This is a genomic window from Gordonia sp. 135 (assembly GCF_009720185.1).
Taxonomy (GTDB): domain Bacteria; phylum Actinomycetota; class Actinomycetes; order Mycobacteriales; family Mycobacteriaceae; genus Gordonia; species Gordonia alkanivorans.
In genome coordinates this window covers 1,661,234-1,684,926 of sequence record NZ_CP046257.1, presented here as the reverse complement: position 1 = coordinate 1,684,926, position 23,693 = coordinate 1,661,234, and the positions used below count along the sequence as shown (strand labels likewise).

The following is a 23,693-nucleotide window of genomic DNA, read 5'->3' as shown; positions in this document are numbered from 1 at the left end:
CCGGCGACAACCAGCGGTCAGCCGGCGGCCTGCGACACACGCCGTTCGTCCAGGCCCGCGGGGTACCCACCGGCAACGGCGATCCGGTTCCAGGCGTTGATCATCACGATCGCCGCGACCAGCTGGCCGGTGGTGGCCGCGTCGAAACATGTTCGTACATCGTCGAACACCGCGTCGTCGACACCACCCTCGCCGAGTCGCGTGAGTTGTTCCGCGAGCGCGAGGACCGCCCGCTCCCGTGACGAGAACAGCGACCCCGCCTCACGCCACGTGGCGAGCATCAGCAGCTTGTGCGGGTCGATCTGTGCGGCCAGCGCGTCCCCGGCATGCATGTGCAGGCAGTACGCACAACCGTTCAGCTGCGACACCCGCATCGAGATCAGCTCGCCGATCTCGACGTCGACACCCGCCGACGACGCCCGCTGCAGCGCGACGAGCGCCTTGTAGACGGCGGGATTGTCCTGCGGGATCCACATGCGTGTCGACGGGCGCGGGCGCACGCTCATCTCGCACTACCCGCGTGCGCGCCGGAACGCTGGGCGAGCCATTGTTCGAGCGTGGTCGGGGTGATCACGTCCGGATTCGCGGGCACGAGTCCCCCGCCTCGGATCGCCGATCCGCCTACGGCCGCCCCGATGATCCAGCGCGGCGATCCTCGCTGCGCCGCAACGGCTTTCGCCACGTCGACGAGGTTCATCTCGGCGGGCCCGGCGACCTCGATCTTGCGAACACCGCCGGCGTCGGCGGTCACCGGACCCGCCGTGGCGGTGTCCGCGACCACCTTCGCCACGTCCTCGGCGGCCGCGGGGCGACACCGCATCTTCGGCACGATCGCGACGGGACCGACAGCCATTCGTCCCATCATCTGTTCGGCGAGTTCGAACCACTGCACCGACGCCAGGATGGTCAGCGTCGCCGGGTCGACGACATCGCGGTAGGCGGCTTCCTGAGCCGCCTTGCCCTGGTAGTAACCGAATTTCGCGTTCACCGTCGGATCGTCCGCGTTGACGATCGAGACGCAGACGACGTGCCCGACCGCGGCTGCGGTCGCCGCTCGCCCGATGTTGCGCGCCGTCGTCCGGAAGAAGTCGACGGCCTTCTTCGCGCTCAGCGTCTCGACACTGAGGCAGTCGACCACGACATCGGCACCGGACATCGCCCGGGCCAGCCCCTCCCCGGTGTAGGCGTCGACCCCGGCGCCTCGGTTCGCCCGCACCACCTCGTTGCCGCGCTCGGCGAGCAGGTCCGCCACCCGGCTCCCCAGTACCCCGCTTGCCCCGATCACCACGATCTTCATCTCGCCCCTCCTCACCGACATCGTCGGCCTCTTGTCTGTTCTTCGGTTTCAGGACTTAGGCTAGTGCGGGATTAGCACAAGAAAGTGGTCCAATCCGATGGAAGAAAACAGGGTCAATCCGAGCGCGACCGCCACCGACCCGTGGGCGGAGGTGGCTGCGCGCCTCGGCGCCGATCTGTTTCTCGACCTGCAACCGGACCCGGGGGCCAGCGCACGCGGTCGCGGCGCGACGCTGCGCCGAACGCTCACGGAGGCCCTGCGATCGGCCATCCTTGACGGCCGCCTGCCCGCCGGAACCGCACTGCCGCCGTACCGTTCGCTGGCCGCCGACCTCGGCCTCGCCCGCGGCACGGTGTCGGCCGTGTATCAGGAGTTGATCGCGGAGGGTTGGCTGACCGCCCGCCAGGGTTCCGCCACACGCGTGGCCGACGGCGCGGCACATCCCGAGACCGCGAGCAACCGGAAAGCCGATGAACGCCCCTCGACGCCTTCGCCTTTCCGCTTCCCGCACGACTTCTCGCTCGGACAACCATGCGCGGGAATGTTCCCGCGAACCGACTGGATTCGCGCAACCCGTCGGGTTCTCACCGGTGCCGGGGACGAGGTGTTTGCACCGACCCACCCTCAGGGCCGGGCCGAACTGCGTCGCGCCCTCAGCGGGTACCTGAGCCGGACGCGCGGCGTCCGGACCACCGCCGACCTGATCGTGCTCGGCACCGCGGTCCAGTCCGCATTGGAACTGTTGTCACGCACTGTCTTCGGCGACGTCCTCGCCGTCGAGGGTCACGGCCTGCCCTTCCATTGGCAGGCAGTCGTACGGGGCGGCACCAGAGTGGTCCCGATCGCCGTCGACGACGAGGGGATGGTGATCGACGACCTCGAACGCAGTGGCGCCGCGGCGGTCCTGCTGTCCCCGAGCCACCAGTTCCCGACCGGGGTCCCACTGTCCCCGGCGCGACGCATGCAGGTGATCGAGTGGGCTCGGCGCACCGGCGCGGTCATCGTCGAGGACGACTACGACGGCGAGTTCCGCTACGACCGCGACCCGGTCGGTGCACTGCAGGCACTCGGCCCGGATGTGGTGATCCACGCCGGTTCGATGTCCAAGAGCCTCTCCCCCGCCGTGCGCGCCGGGTGGCTCGCACTGCCACCTCATCTGATGGATGTCGTGATGAACGCCAAGGGAGTACGAGAAGGCGACGCGAGCATCGTCGACCAGCTGATCCTCGCCGACCTGATCGACTCCGGCGCGTACGACCGACACATCCGCCGCAGCCGGCAGGTGTATCGACAGCGCCGCGACGCACTCGTCGAGGCCGTCACCGCGTGCGGTCTGGGTCTACCCGGCATCGCCGCCGGACTGCATGCCGTCATACCCGTCGACCACGCGGACGAGGGTGCACTCGTTCACGAAGCGTTCAGGCGAGGGATCGGGCTCGTCGGACTGTCGCTGTTCCGTCACCCGGACGCCGACCCCCTGCCGCACGGCGGTCTGGTCGTCGGGTTCGGTACGCCTGCGGCGTCGACCTTCACCGCCGACCTGCAGGCCCTTCGCGACCTACTTGCCGAATCGCCTGCTGCGCGCCGAGTAGTCCCGTAGCGCGCGCAGGAAGTCGACCCGGCGGAACTCCGGCCAGTACGCGTCGGTGAACCAGATCTCCGAGTAGGCGCTCTGCCACAGCAAGAATCCCGACAGCCGCTGTTCTCCGGAGGTCCGGATCACGAGGTCGGGATCGGGCTGCCCCTTGGTGTAGAGGTTGGCGTCGATCGCCTCGACGGTGACCGCCTCGATCATCTCCTCGGCAGTGGCGCCGGCGGCACGCTTCTCGTCGAGCAACGCCCGCACCGCGTCGACGATCTCCTGCCGTCCGCCGTACCCGACGGCGACGTTGACGTTCATGCCGTCTCGTTCGCTGGTGCGCTCGGCCGCGACCCGCAGGCGCCCGGCGACGGCCTCGGGCAGGGCGTCGAGGGTGCCGACGATGCGGATGCACCAGTCGCCGTCGGGCGAGGAGATCTCGTCGACGATGTCGGGCACGATCTCGAGCAGAGCGTCGAGCTCGTCCGACGAGCGGTTCAGGTTCTCGGTGGAGAGGAGATAGATGGTGACGGCCTCGATGCCCAGGCCCGCGCACCAGCCGAGCATGTCGGCGATGCGCTGGGCACCCACGCGGTGTCCGTGACTGACGTCGTCGAATCCCGCCTCGCGCGCCCAGCGACGATTGCCGTCGCAGATGATCGCGACATGCCGCGGTAGGCGCTGGGTGTCGAGGAGTTGGATGAGTCGACGTTCGTAGATGGTGAGAGCTGGACGGCGCACCCGATCCGGCAGCAGCTTCATCCTTCGCGGCCTCGTGTCACGTGGGACACCTTACGCGCCGCGATGCGAGCAGAATGACCCCGCCGACCTCCGCGAGCCTCCCTACAGTCGAGTAACTTACGGTACCGTAGGTTTGTGAACACACTGTCGAGCCCGCCCCCGGACGTGGCCGATCGACCACGCCTGCGCGGCGTGATCCACCACTACTCCGCCTATGTGGCAGCGGTCGCCGGTCTCGCGCTGGTCATCGGGGCCGCGATCCTCGACGGCGCCGTCGCCGCGCTGACGTGTGGGATCTATGCGATCACCGTCGTCGGACTCTTCACCGTCAGCGCCACCTATCACCGCATCCCGTGGAAGACGGCGCGTGCCCGCATCCGGATGAAGCGAGCCGACCACGCGATGATCTTTCTCTTCATCGCCGGCACTTACACACCGTTCTGCGCCCTCGGCCTGCCGTCGCCGGTGAGCTGGTGGGTGCTCGGCATCGTGTGGGCGGGTGCGCTCGGCGGCTCGCTGCTGAAGATCCTCTGGCCGGGCGCCCCGCGCTGGCTGGGCGTCACGCTCTATATCCTGCTCGGCTGGGTCATCGTCGTGGTCGCCCCGGCGCTGGTCGAACAGACCGGCTACCTGATCATGATCCTGCTGGCCCTCGGCGGCGTCCTCTACAGCGTCGGCGGAGTCCTGTACGCGGTGCGCTGGCCCAACCCGTGGCCGCGAACCTTCGGTCACCACGAGGTCTTCCACCTCTGCACCGCGGTCGCCGCACTACTCCACTACGCCGCCGCCTGGCTGGTCGTCGCGGGGTAGTATCCGCTCGCCGACCCGCACCGAGGGTTCACATGTGCATCGGCGGCATCATGCCCATACCGTGCATCCACATCGTCATGTGGTGACACATCTGCATCATCTGGTCCATCATCTCGGTTCGCCTCCCTCCACCACTCCGCGACCCCAACCCCGCGGCCCCCCCTTCGTAATCCCACCCCGGATCGGCGCCCGGCGGTAGGGCCGACCGTCGTCCCCCTGAGGGACCAGGTACCCACCGCCGCCTGTGCCGCGCACACAAACCCTTCTTCACCCGAACATCATGTGCCCGATTCCTGCCGGTGCCGTGGAGGTCAGCCGTGGGTGATCGGGTGGGGCCGTGACGAGAACTGATCGTGGTCCGTCCGGTGCCGCACTACGGGTGGACCCCGACCTCACTCTTCGTAGCGGCGCCACCCGTCGACGATTCCTCACCGCAACAGGACTGGTGACGGGACTCGCGTTCACCCCCGGGCTTCTCGGCGCCACCCCACCTGCGACCCCCACCCCGGGGTCGTCCGGATCATTGTTCGCGCTCGGCGTCGCCTCCGGCGATCCCCTGCCGGACGGCATCGTGTTGTGGACGCGACTGGCGCGCAACCCATTCGCCCCAGGAGGAGGGATGGGTTCACGTCCGGTCCGCGTCGACTGGGAGATCGCGACAAACGCATCGATGACGCGTGTCGTGCGCCGGGGGACCGCCCACGCGACGCCGGAATGGGGCCACAGCATCCACGTCGATGTGCGCGGACTCGCCCCGGCCGCCGACCACTTCTACCGCTTCCGGGCACTCGGCGAGATCTCGCCGATCGGCCGGACCCGCACCGCGCCGGCCCCGACCGCCCGGCCGGGTGCGCTGTCGATCGCCGTGGCGTCGTGCCAGAACTGGGCTGACGGCTACTACCACGCTTTCGCCGACATGGCGGCGCACGCACCGGATCTGGTGCTGCACCTCGGCGACTACATCTACGAGAAGCCGATCCCGCTCGACGCCCGCCGCGGCGCGACCCGGCCGGCATCGGCGACCCACGAGGCAGTCGGCCTCGACGACTATCGGGAGCGGTACGCGCTCTACAAGTCCGACCCTGACCTGCAACAGGCCCACGCGATGTCGCCGTTCGTGATCTCCTTCGACGACCATGAGGTCGACAACAACTGGGCCGCAACGATTCCCGAGGATGAGACCACCATGTCGCAGTTCGCTCTCCGGCGCGCCAGTGCATTGCGGGCATGGTGGGAGAACACCCCGGTGCGGACCACCGCACGACCCGACGGCACCGTCATCCGCGCTCATCGGCGTCTCGCCTTCGGCGACCTCGCGGAGATCAACGTCCTCGACACCCGCAGCCACCGCGACGATCAGGCCAACGGGGACAACGACTCCCCGCAGAACGCCCGCACCGCGGATCCGTCCCGGACGATCCTCGGTGACGCGCAGGAACGCTGGCTACTCGACGGCCTGGCGTCGAGTAACGCCCGATGGGATGTCCTCGCCCAGCAGGTCCCGATGGCCGACCTCGCGCGCGGCGGGTCGCGGGCGGTCAGCATGGACGGGTGGAGCGGCTACGAGGCATCGCGACGACGCGTCCTAGACGGGGCGGCACGCCGCGGCGTACACAACCTCGTCTCCCTCGCCGGCGACATCCACCGGAGTGTCGTCGCCGACCTACGGGCCGACTACGTCGACGACTCCCCCACCCGCGGAATCGAACTCGCCACGACGTCGATCACCTCCGGCGGCGACGGCGAGGACAGCGACGACGGCGACCGCGCATTGAAGGCCGCCTCGCCGCACGTGCGGTTCGGCAACTCCCAGCGCGGCTACCTGCTCAATCGCGTGTACCGCGACCGCTGGGAGGCCGAGTTCCGCGTGGCGCCATCGGTGCGGTCACCACGCGGCTCATTGCGACGACGCGCCGTCGTCACGATTCCCGACGCCTCTCCCGAAGTCGACGTAGGCCAATCCGCTCCCTGAGTAGCCCCGGAGCTTGCGGAGGGGCGTATCGAAGGGTCAGGCGCGCGCGAGCGCGTCGAGGACGGTGGCGCTGGCCTCCCAGCCCATGCACTTGTCGGTGACGGACTTGCCGTAGACCAGCGGGGTGGCGTCGGTCGACTGCGCGCCGGGCTCGAGGAAGCTCTCCAGCATGACGCCGCTGATGTTCGACGCCTCGCCGGCCTCGCGAGTGGCACGCAGGATCGCCGCGATCTCGGTCGCGACCTCCGCCTGGCGGATGTGGTCCTTACCGGAGTTGGCGTGCGAGCAGTCGATCATCACGCGTGCGGGCAGACCGGCCTTGTCCAGGGCCGCAGCCGCAGACGCGATCGACTCGGCGTCGAAGTTGGGTCCGCGGGTGCCGCCACGCAGGATGATGTGGCAGTCCTCGTTGCCCGCGGTCTCGACGACCGCGCCGTTGCCGAAGTCGTCGACTCCGAAGAAGACATGTTCAGCCGCAGCGGCTTTCACACCGTCGATGGCGACCTGGACGTTTCCGTCGGTGCCGTTCTTGAAGCCGATCGGCATCGACAGGCCCGACGCGAGCTGGCGGTGCACCTGCGACTCGGTGGTGCGGGCGCCGATGGCGCCCCACGCGACGGCGTCGGCGATGTACTGCGGGCTGGTCGGTTCGAGGAACTCACAGCCGACGGGCAGTCCGAGGTCGATGATGTCGAGCAGCAACGACCGGGCGGTCCGCAGACCGCGCTCGACGTCGAAGGTGTTGTCCATGCCGGGGTCGTTGATCAGACCCTTCCACCCGACCGTGGTGCGCGGCTTCTCGAAGTAGACCCGCATGACGATCTTCAGACGATCGGCGTAGGCCTCGGCCAGCGGCGCCAGACGCCGTGCGTAGTCGATCGCGGCGATCGGATCGTGCACCGAGCACGGTCCGGCGATCACGAGAAGACGGTCGTCGCGGCCGGCGAGGATGTCGGCGATCTCGTCACGGTCGCGGGCAACGGCGAGCGCACGACGCGCGGTCAGGGGCAGTTCGGCGCGGACGGTGTCGGGAGACGGGATCGGACGGAAGGACTTGATCCGACGATCAGAGGTCGATTCGGCCTTGTCTGCCGTACGCGTGGAATCCGGGAGAGTGGTCACGGTGTGTGCCTTTCGAGGTCATGCCCTGTCGGTGGTCCAACCGGGGCACGCCTAGTGGTGGAGCCCCGCTCAAAACGACAAGAGCAGCGACCGTAGGGTCGCTGCTCGGGCTCCGGGTGTTACGTGCGCGCGCTTGGTCAGCGCTTCATCGTGGCCCCACCCGGAGCCTCGATAAAGCGCCAATATGCGCGCACGGTGCTGATCACGGCGACAACACTAACACAACGCGGTCTACGGGTGACCGCGGTCTATCAGTTCACTGAGGACGATGATCGACTCGGACTTGTCCACCGGACCGGCGGCACGGATGCGTTCGAGTGCCTGCTCGAGGTGGCGCACGTCGCGGGCCCGCACCCGCAGGATGGCGTCGGCCTGACCCGAGATGGTCGCCGCGCTGACCACCTCCGGGATCGGTTCCCACGACGCCTTGAGCTCGTCCGGCGAGATGTTGCCGCGGCAGTACACCTGCACATAGGCCTCGGTCGTCCACTGCATCGCGTGCGGATCGACGATGGCGGTGAATCCCCGGATCACCCCGTCGTCGAGTAGACGGTCGACCCGACGCTTGACCGCGGGGGCGGAGAGCCCGACCTCGTCACCGATCTGGGCATAGGTCGCGCGGGCGTCACGGGTGAGGCAGGCGATCACCTTCTCATCCAGATCGTCGAGCGTACGCAATGGATGACCACTCCCCTCTAGTGCTGTGACGTTTTGTTGCACTCATACGCAATCCACGGCGATTGTTTGCATAGATTGCCGACGATACGCTCGATTCATGACGCTGACGAGCCCGGGTATCGCCGCGCCCCCGGTACGCCAGGCGCGGCCAAGGACCTACGCGATGACCCCGCCCGTGCACTTCACGGTGTCCTATGCGATCAATCCCTGGATGGACACCTCGGTTCCGGTGGACACCGACCGGGCCCTCGCCCAATGGCACACCCTGCGATCGGTGTACGAACCCTCGAACTTGTCGACCCGCGGTTCTACCACCTCGACACCGCGCTGGGCGTCCTCGACGACCGCACGATCGCCTACCACCCCGCCGCATTCTCCGCACGCTCACGCCGACTGCGCGACGAGCTGTTCCCCGACGCCATCATCGCCACCGACGCCGACGCGGCCGTGCTCGGCCTCAACCTGGTCTCCGACGGACTCGACGTCGTGATGACCGATCGCGCACCGCATCTCGAGGCAGAGCTGCGCGAGGCCGGGTTCCGGCCGGTGACCGTCGATCTCTCCGAGTTGCTCAAGGGCGGCGGCAGGGTCAAGTGCTGCACATTGGAACTCCAGGAGATACGCTCATGTCCGACACGCTCATCCCCCACGGTGTGACATCTTCTGCAGGTTCCACGACCGACGCCGAACCGCATGTGGCACACAACTACTCCCCGATCCCGGTCACCGCTGCGACCGCCGAGGGTGTGTGGATCACCGACGTCGACGGCAAGCGCCACCTCGACTGTCTGGGCGCGTACTCGGCGGTCAACTTCGGACATCGCCATCCGCGGATCGTCGCCGCGGCACTCGAACAGATCGAACGGGTCACCCTCACCAGTCGTGCGTTCCGTTCGGATCGTCTCGAACCGTTCTGCGCCGCACTCGCGGAACTGTGCGGCAAGGAGATGGTGCTGCCGATGAACACCGGCGCCGAGGCCGTCGAGTCTGCGATCAAGGTCGCCCGAAAGTGGGGTTACGACGTCAAGGGCGTCCCCGACGGCCGCGCGACGATCGTCGTCGCCGGCGGTAATTTCCACGGCCGCACCACGACGATCATCTCGTTCAGCGACGACCCTGATGCTCGCGCCGGATTCGGTCCGTACACACCGGGTTTCGTCCGTGTCCCGTACGGCGACGTCGAGGCGATCGCTGCCGCGATCGACGAGACGACCGTCGGCATCCTGCTCGAACCCATCCAGGGCGAGGCCGGGATCATCGTCCCGCCCGATGACTACCTCCCGCGGGTACGTGCTCTGTGTACCGACAACGACGTCCTGCTGATCGCCGACGAGATCCAATCGGGCCTGGGTCGCACGGGACGTACCTTCGCCGTCGAACACTGGGGCGTCGTACCCGATGTCTACCTGCTCGGCAAGGCGCTCGGTGGCGGGATCGTACCGGTCAGCGCGGTGGTGGCGAACCGCGATGTCCTCGGCGTCCTCCACCCCGGACAGCACGGCTCGACCTTCGGCGGGAACCCCCTCGCCGCGGCGATCGGCCACACCGTCGTCGACATGCTCGCCGACGGCACCTGGCAGGAACGCGCCACCGACCTCGGCGACCACTTACACACGCGGCTGAGGGAGTTCGTCGGCCGCGGCATCGTCGCGACCCGCGGTCTGGGACTCTGGGCTGGTATCGATCTCGATCCGGTGCTCGGCACCGGCAAGGACTTCTGCCTCCGCCTCGCCGAGCACGGCGTCCTGGCCAAGGACACCCATGGATCGACGCTTCGGCTCGCGCCTCCCCTCGTCATCACCGTTCAGGAGATCGACTGGGCGATCGAACGATTCGCCGAATCGCTGGACGAGCTGCGATCCCGGTCAGTGTGATACGCGCTCACGGTCGCGGTTGAGCCACCAGGTCGACGTCGACAGGACCGTGGCGAAGGCGCACCACGCCGGGTAGGCGGCGAGCGCGGCCCCGGCCGGCGGATTCACGGCCGCGGTACGCCGGGCCAGGTCGGCGCTGCTGACCGTGAGGGCCGCGGCGGCCACCGACGCGGTACCCAGCGCCCCTCTGCCGAAGTAGATCCAGCTCCACGCCCCGTTGAGAGCGAGATTGGCACCGAGCGCGGCGAGGTACGCCTGCTTCTCTTCTCGGGCCGGCGACTCGCCCAAACCGTCGATCGCGGTGGCGGAGGTGACCGCGATGTCGGCATAGAGGGCGGTCCAGGCCACCGGGAACACCCAGGTCGGCGGCACGAACGACGGCTTCTTCAGCCGCGGATACCAGGTCTCGACAGCGGGTTTGGTCACCACGCTGCCGATGGCACCGGCTGCGGCGGTGGCGAGCGAGGTCCCGATCAGAGTGGAGATGCGCATACTCATCAATACCCGTCCGGACGGATCCGACACCTGCGTGGTCTGCCGGCCTCACCCCAGCTGCGCGACGAGCGATTCCTCGTCCGTGACCGGCAGCCCGCAGACCGTTCCCCGGCACACGTAGGCGGCGTCGCGTCCGTCGATCGGGCCCCGCGCGACGAGCAGCGGGTGTGAATCCTGTTCGCCGGCAACGACGACCGCTCCGCCGGGGACGTGCGACCACGCCGCCCGGGTCAGCGCATGGTTCGACGCCGACCCTTCTGCCACGGCTATCTGCACCGGCCCGGCGACCCGCGCCGACATCACCGACATCCAGTGCCCGGCCGATCGCGGCAGCTTGGCGACGATCACCGATGCGCGGGACAGACTGTGCTCCAGCAGTTCTGCATAACCGACCGCCTTGGCCGGGTCGGCGAGCATGGATGCGGTGAGCAGCGCCTCGGCCATGAGCGACGCCCCCGCCGGGGTGGCACCGTCGATCGGATCACGGGGCCGGGCGATGAGCCCTTCACCGGTGGCGTCGAACCAGGCGCCGGGCGCCTCCTGATCCGCGAACAGTTCGATCGCGGTGTCGAGCACTCCCGCTCCCGCTCCCAAAAACCGGGTTTCACCGGTGACCTGGAACAGCGTCAGCAGAGCCGTGCTCAGCGTCGCGTGGTCGTCGAGCCCGCCGTCGGTCTCGCCCACGTGTCCGCCGAGCGAGGAACGACGGAGCCGCCCACCGACCAGGTGGTTGCTCAGCAACTCGTCGGCGCAACGAACTCCCTCGTCGACGTAGCCGGTGTCACTCAGCCCGGCACCGGCCTCGGCGAGTGCGGTGCTCGTCATGGCATTCCACGCGGTGACGACCTTGTCGTCGCGGGTGGGCTGGACACGCCTACCCCGCGCCTCGAGGAGCGCGGCACACACGGCAGCGAAGCGCTCGCGGTCGTCCGGGTCGGTCGGGAGCTGCAGCGTCGAGCGACCGTGTTCGAAGGTGCCCCGCTCGGTCACGACGAACAGCTCGGCGGCCCAGCGTCCGGTCTCCGGTCCGAGGACCTCGGCGAGTTCGTCCGGCGTCCACACGTAGGTGGACCCCTCCACGCCGTCGGCATCGGCGTCGAGAGACGAGGCGAATCCGCCCGGCACCCGCAGGTCCCGCCGGAGGAACGTGACCGTCTCCTCGACGACGCGGCGTGCCAACGGATCTCCGGTCCGCCGTGCCAGATGTGCGTAGGCCCGCAGCAGTTGCGCGTTGTCGTAGAGCATCTTCTCGAAGTGGGGTACCACCCAGCCGGCGTCGACCGAGTACCGGGCGAAACCACCGGCGAGCTGGTCGTAGATGCCGCCCCGGCCCATCGCGTCCATGGTTCGGGCGGCGGTCTCGATCGCAGCGGTGTCGCCGGTGCGTTCGGTGTGCCGGATCAGCGCTTCGAGGAGCGCCGAGGGCGGGAATTTGGGTGCGCCGCCGAATCCGCCGAATTCACGATCCTCGTCGTCGAGCACGGTGCGGACGCCGTGCGCGAGCAGTCGGTCGTCGACGGCGACGGTGCCCGCCGGCAACGGGGAGGTGTTCACCACGATGTGCTCGCGCACCTTCGCGGCGGTGTCGTCGAGGTCGGCGCGACGCTGCGTCCACGCCTCGGTGACCGCGGTCAGCACCTGACGGAAGGAGGGGATCTGCCCGCGCGGCCGCGGCGGGTAGTAGGTGCCGGTGTAGAACGGGTCGCCGTCCGGGGTGAGGAAGCAGGTCATGGGCCAACCACCCTGCCCGGTCATCGCGACGGTGGCGCTCATGTAGATGGCGTCGATGTCGGGACGTTCCTCCCGATCGACCTTGATGCAGACGAAGTCGCGGTTCATCTGGGCCGCGGTCGCGTCGTCCTCGAAGGACTCGTGCGCCATCACGTGACACCAGTGACAGGCCGCGTAGCCGACCGACAGCAGCACTGGCACGTCGCGTTCGCGTGCCAGGTTCAACGCGGCGTCGGACCACTCCTGCCAGTGGACCGGATTGTCGGCGTGCTGCCGGAGATATGGGCTCGTCGCCGAGCCCAGCATGTTCGACGAACCGTCAGGTGTCCGCCGGGCGTCGCTCATCGGTCCCGGTCGTGCTCGTCGCGTCCTGGCTTCCGGGTGCAGCGTCGTCGGTGGCAGCGATCGGCCCCGATGGGTCGGTGCCCTCGTCGAAGGCCTGATCCGCCTCGGGGTGCTCGGTGTCGAAGGACTCCGGCAGTTTCTTGAGCTGACGACTCATCGACCAGATCAGGAACGCGGTCCCGACCAGCAGCAACAGGATCACCAGGAGCCCGAGCGGGGACGACTTGCCGAATTCCGGTCCCTGCGGCTCCTCGGCCGCGACGACCATCACGGTGTTGACGATGTCGATGTTCATCACGTCTCGATTCCGGTGAACAGATCGGTTTCGGGGAGGGCGGTCTTCACGCGGGTCTTGGCCAGCTCGAACTCCTCGGTCGGCCACAGTCGCTGCTGCCATTCCAACGGTACGGCGAAGAACATGCCGTTGGGATCGATCTGCGTCGCATGCGCGCGCAGTGCGTCGTCACGCTGTGGGAAGTACTTGGCGCACTCGATCTGGGTGGTCACCCGACCCATCAGGTCACCTCGGCTCGGGTCCCACTTGCTGAGCCACTCGGTGAACGGGCTCTCCTGGCCGTGGCACTCGAACTCGTCGGAGAAGAGCACCATCCGGTCGCGGATGAAACCGTGTGTGTAGTAGAGCTTCGACACCATCCACGGCTCACCGGTTCCCGGGAACGCGTCGGGGTCGCCGGACTGGTCGTAGGCCGCGACCGACACCTCGTGGCACCGGATGTGATCCGGATGCGGGTATCCGCCGTGCTCGTCGTAGGTGATCATCACGTGCGGGCGGAACTCACGGACCAGTCGGACGAGGGACTCGGTGGCCTCCTCCAGCGGGACTGTCGCGAACGAGCCCTCCGGCAGCGGCGGCAGCGGGTCCCCTTCGGGGAGTCCGGAGTCGACGAAGCCAAGCCAGGTCTGCTTCACGCCGAGAGCCTCGGCGGCCCGGGCCATCTCCTCGCGGCGGACCTCGGTCATACGTTCTTTGATGCCGGGACGGTCCATCGCCGGGTTCAGGATGTCGCCGCGCTCGCCACCTGTCAGGGTGACGACGAGCACCTCGTTGCCTTCGGCCGCATACTTGGCGGTCGTGGCCGCACCCTTGCTCGACTCATCGTCGGGGTGCGCGTGGACCGCCATCAGACGGAACACACCCGGCTGCGGGTCGTCGGCGTGGGATTCGGTCACAGTTCCTCACCTTCGGATCGCTACTGCTCCCATGGTAGGTATTGACGCGTGAACAGTTCGGATGGGGGCGCCGCGGAGCGCCCTCGCAGCGGCCCGCGCGCGACCTACCCGGAGGATTCCGCGTCCGCACAGACCCGTCGGCGCTGGTTTCGCGCCCTGTCGATACTCGTAGTCGTGGCCGGCGTCACGCTGGCGGCGATCGGTTACAGCAAGTTCGGCACCGCCGATGTCTCCGGCGAGGCGACCGGTTACGAGATCCTCGACGACAACACCGTCGCCGTGCAGTTCACCGTCGACCGCTCCGACCCGGGCAAGCCCGCGGCCTGTGTGGTGCGCGGACGATCGAAGGACGGCAGCGAGACCGGTCGTCGCGAGATCCTGATCCCGGCCGGCTCCGTCGAACGGATCGGCGTCCGCACCGAGGTCACCACCTCCAAGCCTCCGGTCATCGGTGAGGTCTTCGGCTGCACCGTCGACGTGCCCGCCTACCTCCAGCCCGAGTCGTGAGCACGCGGCAGACCGCACCGGGCGACGCCGCCGCACCCCGCGCCGCGTTCGCCTCCATCGGCAGCCGCCATTTCCCGCTCCTCGTCGCACTGTTCGTCGGTGTGATGCTGATCAGCAACGTCACCGGCACCAAGGGTGTCGTGCTGTTCGACGACTGGCTCAACCTCGACCTGGGGCCCATACACATGCAGGGCCTGGTCACCGACGGTGCCTTCTTCCTGTTCCCGCTCGCCTATGTCCTGGGCGATGTGATCAGCGAGGTGTACGGCTTCCGCGCGATGCGCCGCACGATCCTGGCGGGCTTCGCCGTGCTCATCCTGGCCTCGCTGTGCTTCTGGCTGACCATTCATCTACCCGCCGCCGATTTCTACGAAGGCCAGGAGGCTTTCGCAACCGTCGCCGGCGTCGTTCCGCAATTCCTGCTCGCCGGACTTGCCGGATATGTGGTGGGCGAATTCCTGAATTCATTCGTGTTGGTCAAAATGAAAGAGCGCGCCGGTGAGCGCCATCTCTGGGCACGCCTTCTGGGATCGACCATCGTCGGCGAATTCGCGGACACCCTCGTCTTCTGTTCGATCGCGGCAACCGCCCTCGGTATCTCCACCTGGGGAGATTTCGTCAACTACACGATTGTCGGATTTGTCTGGAAGACCCTGGTGGAGATCGTCATCATGCCGGTGACGTATTTCGTTGTGGGATGGTTGAAACGAGCCGAACCCACCTATCAGGAAGCACTCGACGCGGCAACGGCTGGAACAACGGATGTGCCATAGGTCTCATCGGCTGGTACGATGATCGGATACACGGCTCCGCGAGGGGTCGTGTTGCTGCATTTATAGCAGTCCATATGCCGCGCGGTGAAAGAGTCGCATCGCGGCGCGGACAACACGAAGGAGTGACCGATGACCGACACCCAGGTGACCTGGTTGACCCAAGAGTCGCACGATCGCCTCAAGAGCGAACTCGACTCATTGATCGCCAATCGTCCGGTCATTGCTGCCGAGATCAATGAGCGACGCGAAGAGGGCGACCTCAAGGAGAACGGTGGCTACCACGCCGCCCGCGAAGAGCAGGGCCAGCAGGAAGCGCGCATTCGCCAGCTGCAGGAACTGCTGAACAACGCGAAGGTCGGCGAGGCCCCGACCCAGTCCGGCGTCGCACTTCCCGGTTCCGTCGTCACCGTCTACTACGACGGCGACGAGAAGGACACCGAGACCTTCCTCATCGCGACCCGCGAAGAAGGCGCCTCGGGCGGCAAGCTCGAGACCTACTCACCCAGCTCGCCCCTGGGTTCGGCCCTCATCGACGCCAAGGTCGGCGAGACCCGCGAGTACTCCGTCCCCAGCGGCGCGACCGTCAAGGTGACCCTCGTCAGCGCGGAGCCGTACCACGGCTGATCCAGACCACGAAGCGAGCCCGGGACGACGGTTGTCCCGGGCTCGCTTCGTCTGATGAACCTCAACCCGACCGGCAGACGTCGATCGACGTCTGCCGGTCGGGACTGAGGTTCGTCGGTCCGTGTCAGAGCGGACGGATCCGCTAGCTGTGGTCAGCTCCGTAAACCGCCTGCTGATAGGTGAATCCCTCGAACTCCAACTGTTCGATCAGTCCCTGCCTGGAGAACGGGGAATACTCGCGGTACTGACGGGCCGACTTTGCTGCCTGTACATACCAATTCACCTCGCCATCGGCCTCGAGCTGATCGACGGCGGCCGACGAGTCCGAGTACGAGAAGCCCTCGAACTCCAGCTGGTCGACCAGCCCCGACTTCGAGAAACTGGTGTACTCGAGGTATTCCCTCGCCTTCGCGACCGCGTTCGACTTCTCCGACACGAGCTTGATCGCGGGAGCCTGCACGCTCGGCGATGCCTGTGAGGAGACGTTCGTGCCGAAGCCGGCCACGACCCCGATCATCATCACGAACGCCGCCAGGACGCCTGCCGCCCACGGCCATCTCTTCTTCTGGGGGTTGCTCATCGTTCTTCCTTCTCTGCTCACGGTTCTGGGAAGCTGAACCGCGTCTGAGAGAAAGGTGTCACGGGGGTACGACAAAAACGTTGGCGCACAGTGTCATCCGATCAGATGATTCCGGTCAGGCCGCTGCGAACGCATCCAGCCACGGACGAAGCAGCCCCACCAGCTCGCCACGCTCGAGCGTCGCCCACGTCCAACGCACGACCATGATCCCTTGCGCTCGAAGGGCGTCCTCGCGTCGCTTCTCGCGGATCAGCGCGTCGCGCGGAGTCTCCCCCGGACGCAGCAACCGTCCGTACTTCTGCAGGCCGTCGAACTCGCCGACAAGCTCTCCCTCCCAATCGAAATCGGCACGCGCAGGTCCATCGCTCGTCTGGAACGTGTGCTGCAGACGCGGAATCGGCAGCCCGGCTGCGATCATCTGGGCACGACTCCACGATTCGCCGACGCTCTCCGACGCGGCGTCGGCAAGCAAGAGTGCGCGTCGTGCAGTACCCACGCCCCGCCATCGATCCTGCAACTCGAGGATCGTCGTCATTGCTGCGCGGTCGGCTTTCAGTGCGAGTGCTCGGTCGAAGACGACCAGAGCTCGTTCGAAGTCGCCGGCCATCGCGACATCGACGGCGGTGCGCTCGAGGGTGGTGACCGGAACACCGTCGACGTCGGTGATGTCGTCGGGCGACAACGGGCCGGCGTGGACGATGCGGTGGCCACGCACGAATCCGCCGCGCACATGTGTCTTCGTGAGATGGATGAGCTCGCGCTCCGGATGGAGCTGCGACAGTCCGAGCACGGCTGCCGCCGAGTCATGACTGAGCGTCGACGTGTCTTGGTCGCGTGCAGAGGTCGCGACAGCGATCGACTTCAGGCGGTACAGCTCATCGTCGGCGGTGTCGGATTCCGGCACCGGCACCGCACATACGCCGGGAGCAAGCCGGACGAGTTTACCTCGCCGGACCGCACCTGCGACGACATCGTCGGATATGCCCAGCCTGAGGGTGGCCTCGCGTCGGATGAGTCCGTGCCGGTCGGTCGGGAAAGCAGTCATATCTCTTGGACGCAGCACAGCCCCAATCGGTTCACTCGTATTCGCCGAGCGGCCGGCGTCCTGACCGACGAACCTCGACTCGGCAGGCAGACCTCGATCGAAGTCTGTGAGTCGAGTTGAGGTTCGCCGGTCCCATCGCGGAAGCACCTGTAGGACCGACGGGTCGATGCTTCAATGGGCCCCATGGGACGTTCCTATTCGCTGGAGACCTTCGACCTCGACTTCTTCGACGACGCACCGGTGCGCCACGTGATCGACGTCCACTTGCCGGTCACGCCGCAGCGCGCCTGGACGGAGTTCACCCGTCAGAACACCCTGGACTGGTGTCGCGCGATCAAGAAGATCGAGTTCACCTCTCCCCCGCCCTACGGAGCCGGCGCGACTCGGAAGGCGGTGCTCGGCCCGGGCTACGTGACGCTTGAAGAGGACTTCTTCCACTGGACCGAGGAACCCGAAGCGGGCAGTTTTCACAACGCATTCCGGGTCAGGAGCGCCAATGTGCCGGGTATCCGACGATTCGGCGAGGCCACCCAGATCGACCCCGCCGACGTCGGCTGCCGCCTCCAGTGGACCTTCGCTCTCGAGCTGCCCACCGACTCCAAGATAGTCACCGCTTTCTCGGGTCCGGCGTCGTCGACCGTGTACAAGACCATCGAGGCGGACACACTCAAGCACTTCGCGAATCTCTTACCTGCTACCTAGACGCCGCTGCCAGGATCACGCAGCGGAGACGATTGAGGTGTGACGATCGATCGTCTCGACCCTCAGCGATGAGAACCGATCAACGTCGAGCTCACCGACGAGACCTGCCAAGAGCTGTACTGGCAACTGACTGCGCCGCAGCCTGGAATCAACGGATGTGAGCGGCAGGGTCACCGTTCCGGCGTCGACGACAGACAATCCGTTCAACCCACGCTCAGCCGAACGCCGGAACGCTCGATGTCTCGTCAGAACGTGAATCACGAGGACGCCGAACTCGTGATCCAACTCGAGCTCATCGTATTCGTCATTCAAATCGTCGTAGTACTCACACATTTCGGCGTCCGTTGCCTCGCGCCGAAGCCAGAGGAGTCCATCGATGGAGACCTCGCGTTGTCGGAGCCCGAGATGGACGTCCCCAGCCTGATATCGACCGACGGACGATTCGAAGAGTGCAAGTCCACCTTGCTTGGCCCTGTTCCGCCCGAACATGAAGACCAGATCATCGAAGTCATAGCAGTCGAGTAGCCCTTCGACGACGTCCAGTGCGGAGTCGGTCACCCATGCGAGCGGCATCGATGCAACCTCACGCCGTGCGCGAAAGGAATTGAGAGTCAACGCATAGACCTCCTCCGAGGTCTTCCGTAGATGAGCCCACCGCTTGAGGTTCGCCAACAGTTCGTCGACGGACAATTTCTTCAGATCCGCTTCGGTGACAGCGCTGACGCCCGACGACCAGAAGACTGCACAGGTGACCGCTCCGTCCACAAACTGACGGTCACACCTCCCGCAGAAAACCTGCCTCGCTCAACGCGCGACGGACGTCGTGCTGATGGTCGGGGCCGCGAGTCTCGACGCTGACCGTCACCTGCACCTCGCCGAGGTAGAGGTCGTCGGCGACGCGTGAGTGCACGATGTCGATGACGCTGACGCCGAGATCGCGGAGCAGCTCCAGTAGTGCGAGGAGCCCGCCCGGGCGGTCGGAGACGGTGGCGGTGAAGGTCAGGAACCGGCCGGCCGCGGTGAGGCCGTGGGTCGTGACGTGGCGCAGCAGCAAGGGGTCGATGTTGCCGCCGGACAACACGACACAGACTTTCCCCGACAGGTAGAGGGTGCCGCCGACCGCCGCGGCAACGCCTGCTGCACCGGCGGGTTCGACGACCATCTTCGCCCGTTCGAGCATCAGCAGCAGCGCAGTGCTGAGTTCTTCCTCGCTGACCGTGACGACCTCGTCGACGTACTCGGTGACGTGGGCGAACGGGACGTCACCCGGCCGGGCCACGGCAATACCGTCGGCCATGGTGTTCATCGACCCCGCAGGTACCGGACGCGTCGCGGCGAGCGACGTCGGCCAGGCCGCGGCCTGCGCTGCCTGCACACCGATGACGCGGACGTCCGGCCTCGACGCCTGTACCGCCGCGGCGACTCCGGCGAGCAGACCGCCGCCGCCGAGCGGTGCGATGATGGTGCTGACGTCGGGCATCTGCTCGAGGATCTCGACCCCGACCGTCGCCTGACCGGCGACGATGTCGAGGTGATCGAACGGATGGATCAGCACCGCACCGGTCTGATCGGCGTACCGCTGGGCTTCGACGAGGGAATCGTCCACCGTCTCACCGGCCAGAACCACTTCGGCGCCATAGGCTTTCGTCGCCGCGATCTTCGGCAACGACGCGCCGGTCGGCATGTACACGCGTGCGGTGATCCCCAGCTCGGTCGCCGACCAGGCGACACCCTGCGCGTGATTGCCGGCGCTCGCCGCGACGACGCCGCGGGCACGTTCCTCGGCCGTCAGCCGAGAGATCCGCAGATAGGCACCCCGCGGCTTGAACGAGCCGGTCCGTTGCAGGTTCTCGCACTTGAGCAAGACGTCAGCCCCGCTCCGCTCGGATAGCACACGGGACGCGACCATCGGCGTCCGCCGGACGACGCCGGACAGCTCGGTGGTCGCCTTCTCGATGTCAGCCGGGGTCAGCAGCATGGCGCTCAGCGCAGCGCGTTCTCCAGGTCACCCAGGATGTCGTCGATGTCCTCGATTCCGACCGACAGGCGGACCAGGTTGGCGGGGACCTCCAGCAGCGAACCGGCCGTCGACGCGTGGGTCATCGCGCCGGGGTGTTCGATCAGCGACTCGATGCCACCCAGCGACTCCGCGAGCGTGAACACCTCGGTGCGGGCGCAGAAAGCCTTGGCCTCTTCGATGCCGCCCTTGACCAGGACCGACACCATCCCGCCGTAGCGCTTCATCTGCTTCGCCGCGACCGCGTGGCCCGGGTGGTTCTCGAGTCCCGGGTACAGGACGGCCTCGATCTTGTCGTGCGAGTTCAGGAACTCGACGACCTTCTCGGCGTTGTCGCAGTGACGGTCCATGCGGACGGCGAGCGTCTTGGTGCCGCGCATCGTCAGGTAGCCGTCGAACGGTCCGGGAACCGCGCCTGCGCCGTTCTGCAGGAACGCGAAGGCCTCGTCGAGTTCTTCGCTGTCGGTGACCAGCGCACCGCCGACGACGTCGGAGTGACCGCCGAGGTACTTGGTGGTCGAGTGCAGGACGACGTCGGCACCCAGCGTCAGCGGCTGCTGAAGGTACGGCGAGGCAAAGGTGTTGTCCACCACGAGCTTCGCGCCGGCCTCGTGCGCGATTGAGGCGATCGTCTCGATGTCGCCGACGTTGAGCAGCGGGTTGGTGGGTGTCTCGGTCCAGACGAGCTTGGTCTCCGGACGGATGGCGTCACGGACGGCGGCGACATCGGACACCGGTGCCACCGAGTAGGTGATGCCCCACTGGGTGAACACCTTGTCGATGAGACGGAAGGTGCCGCCGTAGGCGTCGTTGGGGATCACCAGGTGATCGCCAGGGCGCAGCGTCGAACGCAGCAGGCAGTCGGTGGCGGCCATGCCGGACGCGAAGGCGCGGCCGTAGGTTCCGTGCTCGAGGGCGGCGAGGTTGGCCTCCAGCGCGCGTCGCGTCGGGTTGCCGGTGCGGGCGTACTCGAAGCCGTCGCGCAGTCCGCCGACGCCGTCCTGGGCGAAGGTCGAGCTGGCGTAGATCGGCACGTTCACCGCGCCGGTCTGAGGGTCCGGATCGTAGCCGGCGTGGATGGCGCGGGTCGAGAAACCTTGCCAGCGAACCGAATCCGCGGCGCTGCGTCGTTCACTCACAGTGTGGTGCTCCTATCCGACGATCGGGTGGCTCGAGACGAACGCGAGCAGGTCGTGGCGCGTGATGACGCCGATGGGCTTGCCGTCCTCTACGACCATCAGGGCATCGCTGTCGCCGAGCGCCTTGGTGGCGGCACTGACCGGCTCACCGGAGCCGATGAGCGGGAACGGATCTCCCATGTGCGCCGAGACGGGATCGGCCAGGCTGGCACGGCCCTCGAAGACGGCGCTGAGCAGATCGCGTTCGGTGACCGCGCCGGCGACCTCGCCGGCCATGACCGGCGGTTCGGCACCGACGACCGGCATCTGCGACACCCCGTATTCACGGAGGATCTCGATGGCGTCGCGCAGCGTCTCCTGCGGGTGGGTGTGGACGAGGTCGGGCAGGGCGCCGGTCTTGCCGCGCAGCACGTCCCCGACCAGCGACTCCTTGGTGTTGGCGTCCAGCGGCGTGCGGAGGAAGCCGTAGCTGCTCATCCACTCGTCGTTGAAGATCTTCGCCATGTAGCCGCGTCCGCCGTCCGGGAGCAGGACGACGACGACGGCATCCGGTCCCTCACGCTCGGCGACCTGGAGGGCGGCCACGACGGCCATGCCGCACGAACCGCCGACGAGAAGTCCTTCCTCGCGGGCGAGGCGGCGCGTCATGTCGAACGAGTCGGCGTCGGAAACGGCGATGATCTCGTCCGGGATGCTCGGGTCGTAGGCGGCCGGCCAGAAGTCCTCACCGACACCCTCGACGAGGTACGGGCGTCCGGTCCCGCCGGAGTACACCGAACCCTCGGGGTCGACACCGACGACCTTCACCGCGCCGTTGGAGACCTCCTTGAGGTAACGCCCGGTGCCGGTGATGGTGCCACCGGTTCCGACGCCGGCCACGAAGTGGGTGACCTTGCCGTCGGTGTCCGCCCAGATCTCCGGGCCGGTGGTCTCGTAGTGGCTCTGCGGACCGGCGGGGTTCGCGTACTGGTTGGGCTTCCACCCACCCTCGATCTCGCGCACCAGGCGATCAGAAACGCTGTAGTAGCTGTCCGGGTGCTCCGGCGGCACGGCGGTCGGGCAGACGACGACCTCGGCACCGTAGGCACGCAGCACGTTACGCTTGTCCTCGCCCACCTTGTCGGGGCAGACGAACACGCATTTGTAACCGCGCTGCTGCGCGACGAGCGCGAGGCCAACCCCGGTGTTGCCGGACGTCGGCTCGATGATGGTGCCGCCGGGCTTCAGTTCGCCGGAGGCCTCCGCGGCGTCGATCATCCGGACCGCGATGCGGTCCTTGCTGCTCCCGCCGGGATTGAGGTATTCCACCTTGGCCGCGACCAGCCCGGATCCGGGCGTGGTGACAGAGTTCAGCTTGACCAGAGGGGTGTTGCCCACCAGGTCCACAACGTGATTGGCGATGCGCATGTCTCCATGGTCCCAGAACCGCCGTCGTCCCCGTCACTCGGCCGTCGTCAACCCGCGGGTCCCTCTGCCGGCCTGCCGTTCCCTCTAGACTGGCGGCCGTGTCCGGTTTGAGTCGCAGGGTCGGTACCGACGGTCGATTCTGGGGTCGGGTCGCCCGCGACGTCGGGGCCACGGCGGCAGCCACCGCGGCTGGAGCAGGCGCCGGCTGGGCGGTGTGGAACTACCTCATCGGCCAGGCCGCGACCGCCCGCACGGTGATCCCCCACCGCACCGACAACGCACCCGACGGCGACGGCGTCTACCACCCGGACGGCCGGGTCACGCGCTACACCCGCGACACCCCGATCGACCTGTTCCTGACCGTCTTCGGCGATTCCACCGCGGCCGGGCTCGGCGTCGACACCGCCGACGAGACACCCGGCGTCCAGGTCGCTCGGCGCGTCGCGGCCGAGACCGGCAGGACGGTCCGCTACGCCAACAAGGCCATCGTCGGTGCGACGTCGAAGGGTCTGGCCGCCCAGATCGACGCGATGTTCATCGCGCGCGAACGACCGGACGTCGCGATCATCCTGATCGGCGCGAACGATGTGACCTCCCGCAACGGCATCCGTGCGTCAGCCCGTCGGCTCGGTGACGCCGTGCGCCTGCTCGTCGGCGGCGGCGCGAAGGTCGTCGTCGGCACCTGTCCCGACTTCGGGGTGATCACGGCCATCCCCCAACCGTTGCGAACCGTGTTGCGGCAGTGGGGCCTTCGACTCGCAGCCCTGCAGCGCTCGGCGGTCCGCGCCGCAGGTGGACACCCGGTTCCGCTCGCCGATCTGATGGCCAAGGAATTCCGGGCCCAACACGATTTCATGCTGTCGCCGGATCAGTACCACCCGTCGGCGGCGGGGTATGCGCTCGCCGCCGAGATCCTGCTGCCGCCGGTCCTCGACGCCATCGGCGAATGGGGCTCGGCCCCACTGCCCGAGCCCCCGGAGGAATCTCCCGCCGTGGAGGAGACGCGAGTGGCCACCGGGCTCCGCCGCCTGCTCAAGCAGGTGTGATCTCCCACCCAATGCGAC

The 23,693-nt window shown here is 67.5% G+C and carries 25 protein-coding genes; 10 read left to right on the top strand and 15 right to left on the bottom strand.

What is annotated here, in order from left to right; all coding sequences use genetic code 11:
• Positions 1 to 17 precede the first annotated feature (17 nt).
• Both GKZ92_RS07740 and GKZ92_RS07735 read right to left on the bottom strand, forming a co-directional pair.
• Complete coding sequence (locus GKZ92_RS07740) at positions 18 to 506, bottom strand: carboxymuconolactone decarboxylase family protein (RefSeq protein WP_006357715.1); 489 nt, start codon at positions 504 to 506, stop codon at positions 18 to 20.
• A complete protein-coding gene (locus GKZ92_RS07735) occupies positions 503 to 1,297 on the bottom strand; it encodes an SDR family oxidoreductase (RefSeq protein WP_006357714.1) in 795 nt (264 codons plus the stop codon). The genes GKZ92_RS07740 and GKZ92_RS07735 overlap by 4 nt, the downstream gene beginning before the upstream one ends.
• Positions 1,298 to 1,394: 97 nt before the next feature.
• Between GKZ92_RS07735 and pdxR the strand changes: the two genes are divergently transcribed.
• A complete protein-coding gene (pdxR, locus tag GKZ92_RS07730) occupies positions 1,395 to 2,897 on the top strand; it encodes a MocR-like pyridoxine biosynthesis transcription factor PdxR (RefSeq protein ID WP_006357713.1) in 1,503 nt (500 codons plus the stop codon).
• Here pdxR and GKZ92_RS07725 read toward each other — a convergent pair.
• Entirely contained in the window at positions 2,856 to 3,638 is a 783-nt protein-coding gene (locus tag GKZ92_RS07725; RefSeq protein WP_006357712.1) for an isoprenyl transferase, read from the bottom strand. The genes pdxR and GKZ92_RS07725 overlap by 42 nt on opposite strands.
• Positions 3,639 to 3,752: 114 nt before the next feature.
• Here GKZ92_RS07725 and trhA point away from each other — a divergent pair, with 114 nt between their 5' ends.
• Both trhA and GKZ92_RS07715 read left to right on the top strand, forming a co-directional pair.
• A complete protein-coding gene (trhA, locus tag GKZ92_RS07720) occupies positions 3,753 to 4,427 on the top strand; it encodes a PAQR family membrane homeostasis protein TrhA (RefSeq protein WP_006357711.1) in 675 nt (224 codons plus the stop codon).
• A 337-nt stretch (positions 4,428 to 4,764) separates the two neighbouring features.
• Positions 4,765 to 6,399 carry an alkaline phosphatase D family protein gene (locus GKZ92_RS07715; RefSeq protein WP_035750507.1) on the top strand — a complete coding sequence of 545 codons (1,635 nt, stop codon included), beginning with the start codon at positions 4,765 to 4,767 and terminating at the stop codon, positions 6,397 to 6,399.
• A 36-nt stretch (positions 6,400 to 6,435) separates the two neighbouring features.
• Here the strand turns inward: GKZ92_RS07715 and GKZ92_RS07710 are convergent, their stop codons facing one another.
• Both GKZ92_RS07710 and GKZ92_RS07705 read right to left on the bottom strand, forming a co-directional pair.
• On the bottom strand, positions 6,436 to 7,521 hold the full coding sequence (locus GKZ92_RS07710) for a 3-deoxy-7-phosphoheptulonate synthase (RefSeq protein ID WP_006357709.1): 1,086 nt from the start codon (positions 7,519 to 7,521) through the stop codon (positions 6,436 to 6,438).
• A gap of 231 nt (positions 7,522 to 7,752) precedes the next feature.
• Positions 7,753 to 8,199, bottom strand: a complete 447-nt coding sequence (locus GKZ92_RS07705) for an Lrp/AsnC family transcriptional regulator (protein WP_006357708.1) — start codon at positions 8,197 to 8,199, stop codon at positions 7,753 to 7,755.
• A 255-nt stretch (positions 8,200 to 8,454) separates the two neighbouring features.
• Here GKZ92_RS07705 and GKZ92_RS07700 point away from each other — a divergent pair, with 255 nt between their 5' ends.
• Together GKZ92_RS07700 and rocD are read left to right on the top strand one after the other, a co-directional pair.
• The gene (locus tag GKZ92_RS07700; protein WP_006357707.1) at positions 8,455 to 8,856 is read left to right on the top strand and encodes a hypothetical protein; all 402 of its coding nucleotides are present in this window, start codon (positions 8,455 to 8,457) and stop codon (positions 8,854 to 8,856) included.
• Complete coding sequence (gene rocD / locus GKZ92_RS07695) at positions 8,826 to 10,073, top strand: ornithine--oxo-acid transaminase (RefSeq protein ID WP_006357706.1); 1,248 nt, start codon at positions 8,826 to 8,828, stop codon at positions 10,071 to 10,073. The genes GKZ92_RS07700 and rocD overlap by 31 nt, the downstream gene beginning before the upstream one ends.
• Here rocD and GKZ92_RS07690 read toward each other — a convergent pair.
• The 4 genes from GKZ92_RS07690 to mca are packed head-to-tail and all read right to left on the bottom strand — an operon-like array spanning position 10,065 to position 13,835.
• Positions 10,065 to 10,565, bottom strand: a complete 501-nt coding sequence (locus GKZ92_RS07690; protein WP_006357705.1) for a TspO/MBR family protein — start codon at positions 10,563 to 10,565, stop codon at positions 10,065 to 10,067. The two genes, rocD and GKZ92_RS07690, sit on opposite strands and share 9 nt — an antisense overlap.
• A 51-nt stretch (positions 10,566 to 10,616) precedes the next feature.
• Entirely contained in the window at positions 10,617 to 12,605 is a 1,989-nt protein-coding gene (locus GKZ92_RS07685) for a thioredoxin domain-containing protein (RefSeq protein WP_155225691.1), read from the bottom strand.
• Between the two features lie 13 nt (positions 12,606 to 12,618).
• Positions 12,619 to 12,939 (bottom strand): hypothetical protein, encoded by a 321-nt coding sequence (locus GKZ92_RS07680; RefSeq protein ID WP_006357703.1) that lies wholly within the window; start codon positions 12,937 to 12,939, stop codon positions 12,619 to 12,621.
• The gene (gene mca, locus GKZ92_RS07675) at positions 12,939 to 13,835 is read right to left on the bottom strand and encodes a mycothiol conjugate amidase Mca (RefSeq protein ID WP_006357702.1); all 897 of its coding nucleotides are present in this window, start codon (positions 13,833 to 13,835) and stop codon (positions 12,939 to 12,941) included. Before mca ends, GKZ92_RS07680 begins: the two co-directional genes overlap by 1 nt.
• 48 nt (positions 13,836 to 13,883) lie before the next feature.
• Between mca and GKZ92_RS07670 the strand changes: the two genes are divergently transcribed.
• The 3 genes from GKZ92_RS07670 (at position 13,884) to greA (ending at position 15,739) form a co-directional block, all read left to right on the top strand.
• Positions 13,884 to 14,342, top strand: a complete 459-nt coding sequence (locus tag GKZ92_RS07670) for a DUF4307 domain-containing protein (protein ID WP_006357701.1) — start codon at positions 13,884 to 13,886, stop codon at positions 14,340 to 14,342.
• On the top strand, positions 14,339 to 15,115 hold the full coding sequence (locus GKZ92_RS07665; protein ID WP_006357700.1) for a queuosine precursor transporter: 777 nt from the start codon (positions 14,339 to 14,341) through the stop codon (positions 15,113 to 15,115). The genes GKZ92_RS07670 and GKZ92_RS07665 overlap by 4 nt, the downstream gene beginning before the upstream one ends.
• A gap of 129 nt (positions 15,116 to 15,244) precedes the next feature.
• A complete protein-coding gene (greA, locus tag GKZ92_RS07660) occupies positions 15,245 to 15,739 on the top strand; it encodes a transcription elongation factor GreA (protein WP_005195705.1) in 495 nt (164 codons plus the stop codon).
• A 142-nt stretch (positions 15,740 to 15,881) separates the two neighbouring features.
• Here greA and GKZ92_RS07655 read toward each other — a convergent pair whose 3' ends face one another.
• Positions 15,882 to 16,319 (bottom strand): Ltp family lipoprotein, encoded by a 438-nt coding sequence (locus tag GKZ92_RS07655; protein ID WP_035750500.1) that lies wholly within the window; start codon positions 16,317 to 16,319, stop codon positions 15,882 to 15,884.
• Positions 16,320 to 16,434: 115 nt separating this feature from the next.
• Entirely contained in the window at positions 16,435 to 17,364 is a 930-nt protein-coding gene (locus tag GKZ92_RS07650) for a type IV toxin-antitoxin system AbiEi family antitoxin (protein WP_155225157.1), read from the bottom strand.
• 183 nt (positions 17,365 to 17,547) lie between these two features.
• Here GKZ92_RS07650 and GKZ92_RS07645 point away from each other — a divergent pair, with 183 nt between their 5' ends.
• A complete protein-coding gene (locus tag GKZ92_RS07645) occupies positions 17,548 to 18,066 on the top strand; it encodes an SRPBCC family protein (protein WP_155225156.1) in 519 nt (172 codons plus the stop codon).
• Positions 18,067 to 18,081: 15 nt separating this feature from the next.
• Here the strand turns inward: GKZ92_RS07645 and GKZ92_RS07640 are convergent, their stop codons facing one another.
• Genes GKZ92_RS07640 through GKZ92_RS07625 form a run of 4 tightly spaced genes read right to left on the bottom strand, consistent with a single transcriptional unit; the run spans position 18,082 to position 22,629 of the window.
• Positions 18,082 to 18,831, bottom strand: a complete 750-nt coding sequence (locus tag GKZ92_RS07640; RefSeq protein ID WP_155225155.1) for a hypothetical protein — start codon at positions 18,829 to 18,831, stop codon at positions 18,082 to 18,084.
• 10 nt (positions 18,832 to 18,841) lie between these two features.
• On the bottom strand, positions 18,842 to 20,044 hold the full coding sequence (gene ilvA / locus GKZ92_RS07635; RefSeq protein ID WP_155225154.1) for a threonine ammonia-lyase: 1,203 nt from the start codon (positions 20,042 to 20,044) through the stop codon (positions 18,842 to 18,844).
• Between the two features lie 5 nt (positions 20,045 to 20,049).
• Complete coding sequence (locus tag GKZ92_RS07630) at positions 20,050 to 21,222, bottom strand: cystathionine gamma-synthase (RefSeq protein ID WP_005195687.1); 1,173 nt, start codon at positions 21,220 to 21,222, stop codon at positions 20,050 to 20,052.
• A 12-nt stretch (positions 21,223 to 21,234) separates the two neighbouring features.
• Complete coding sequence (locus tag GKZ92_RS07625; protein WP_005195686.1) at positions 21,235 to 22,629, bottom strand: cystathionine beta-synthase; 1,395 nt, start codon at positions 22,627 to 22,629, stop codon at positions 21,235 to 21,237.
• A gap of 98 nt (positions 22,630 to 22,727) precedes the next feature.
• On the opposite strand from GKZ92_RS07625, the gene GKZ92_RS07620 reads away from it, so the two are divergent.
• Positions 22,728 to 23,675, top strand: a complete 948-nt coding sequence (locus GKZ92_RS07620; protein WP_196222036.1) for an SGNH/GDSL hydrolase family protein — start codon at positions 22,728 to 22,730, stop codon at positions 23,673 to 23,675.
• The last annotated feature ends 18 nt before the right edge of the window (positions 23,676 to 23,693 follow it).

Excerpts from the sequence above, each read along its gene's own strand:
- GKZ92_RS07740 (WP_006357715.1), bottom strand. The coding sequence starts at position 506 with ATGAGCGTGCGCCCGCGCCCGTCGACACGCATGTGGATCCCGCAGGAC.
- GKZ92_RS07735 (WP_006357714.1), bottom strand. The coding sequence starts at position 1,297 with ATGAAGATCGTGGTGATCGGGGCAAGCGGGGTACTGGGGAGCCGGGTG.
- pdxR (WP_006357713.1), top strand. The coding sequence starts at position 1,395 with ATGGAAGAAAACAGGGTCAATCCGAGCGCGACCGCCACCGACCCGTGG.
- GKZ92_RS07725 (WP_006357712.1), bottom strand. The coding sequence starts at position 3,638 with ATGAAGCTGCTGCCGGATCGGGTGCGCCGTCCAGCTCTCACCATCTAC.
- GKZ92_RS07700 (WP_006357707.1), top strand. The coding sequence starts at position 8,455 with ATGGCACACCCTGCGATCGGTGTACGAACCCTCGAACTTGTCGACCCG.
- rocD (WP_006357706.1), top strand. The coding sequence starts at position 8,826 with ATGTCCGACACGCTCATCCCCCACGGTGTGACATCTTCTGCAGGTTCC.
- GKZ92_RS07690 (WP_006357705.1), bottom strand. The coding sequence starts at position 10,565 with ATGCGCATCTCCACTCTGATCGGGACCTCGCTCGCCACCGCCGCAGCC.
- GKZ92_RS07685 (WP_155225691.1), bottom strand. The coding sequence starts at position 12,605 with ATGCTGGGCTCGGCGACGAGCCCATATCTCCGGCAGCACGCCGACAAT.
- GKZ92_RS07680 (WP_006357703.1), bottom strand. The coding sequence starts at position 12,939 with ATGAACATCGACATCGTCAACACCGTGATGGTCGTCGCGGCCGAGGAG.
- greA (WP_005195705.1), top strand. The coding sequence starts at position 15,245 with ATGACCGACACCCAGGTGACCTGGTTGACCCAAGAGTCGCACGATCGC.
- GKZ92_RS07655 (WP_035750500.1), bottom strand. The coding sequence starts at position 16,319 with ATGAGCAACCCCCAGAAGAAGAGATGGCCGTGGGCGGCAGGCGTCCTG.
- GKZ92_RS07650 (WP_155225157.1), bottom strand. The coding sequence starts at position 17,364 with ATGACTGCTTTCCCGACCGACCGGCACGGACTCATCCGACGCGAGGCC.
- GKZ92_RS07645 (WP_155225156.1), top strand. The coding sequence starts at position 17,548 with ATGGGACGTTCCTATTCGCTGGAGACCTTCGACCTCGACTTCTTCGAC.
- ilvA (WP_155225154.1), bottom strand. The coding sequence starts at position 20,044 with ATGCTGCTGACCCCGGCTGACATCGAGAAGGCGACCACCGAGCTGTCC.
- GKZ92_RS07625 (WP_005195686.1), bottom strand. The coding sequence starts at position 22,629 with ATGCGCATCGCCAATCACGTTGTGGACCTGGTGGGCAACACCCCTCTG.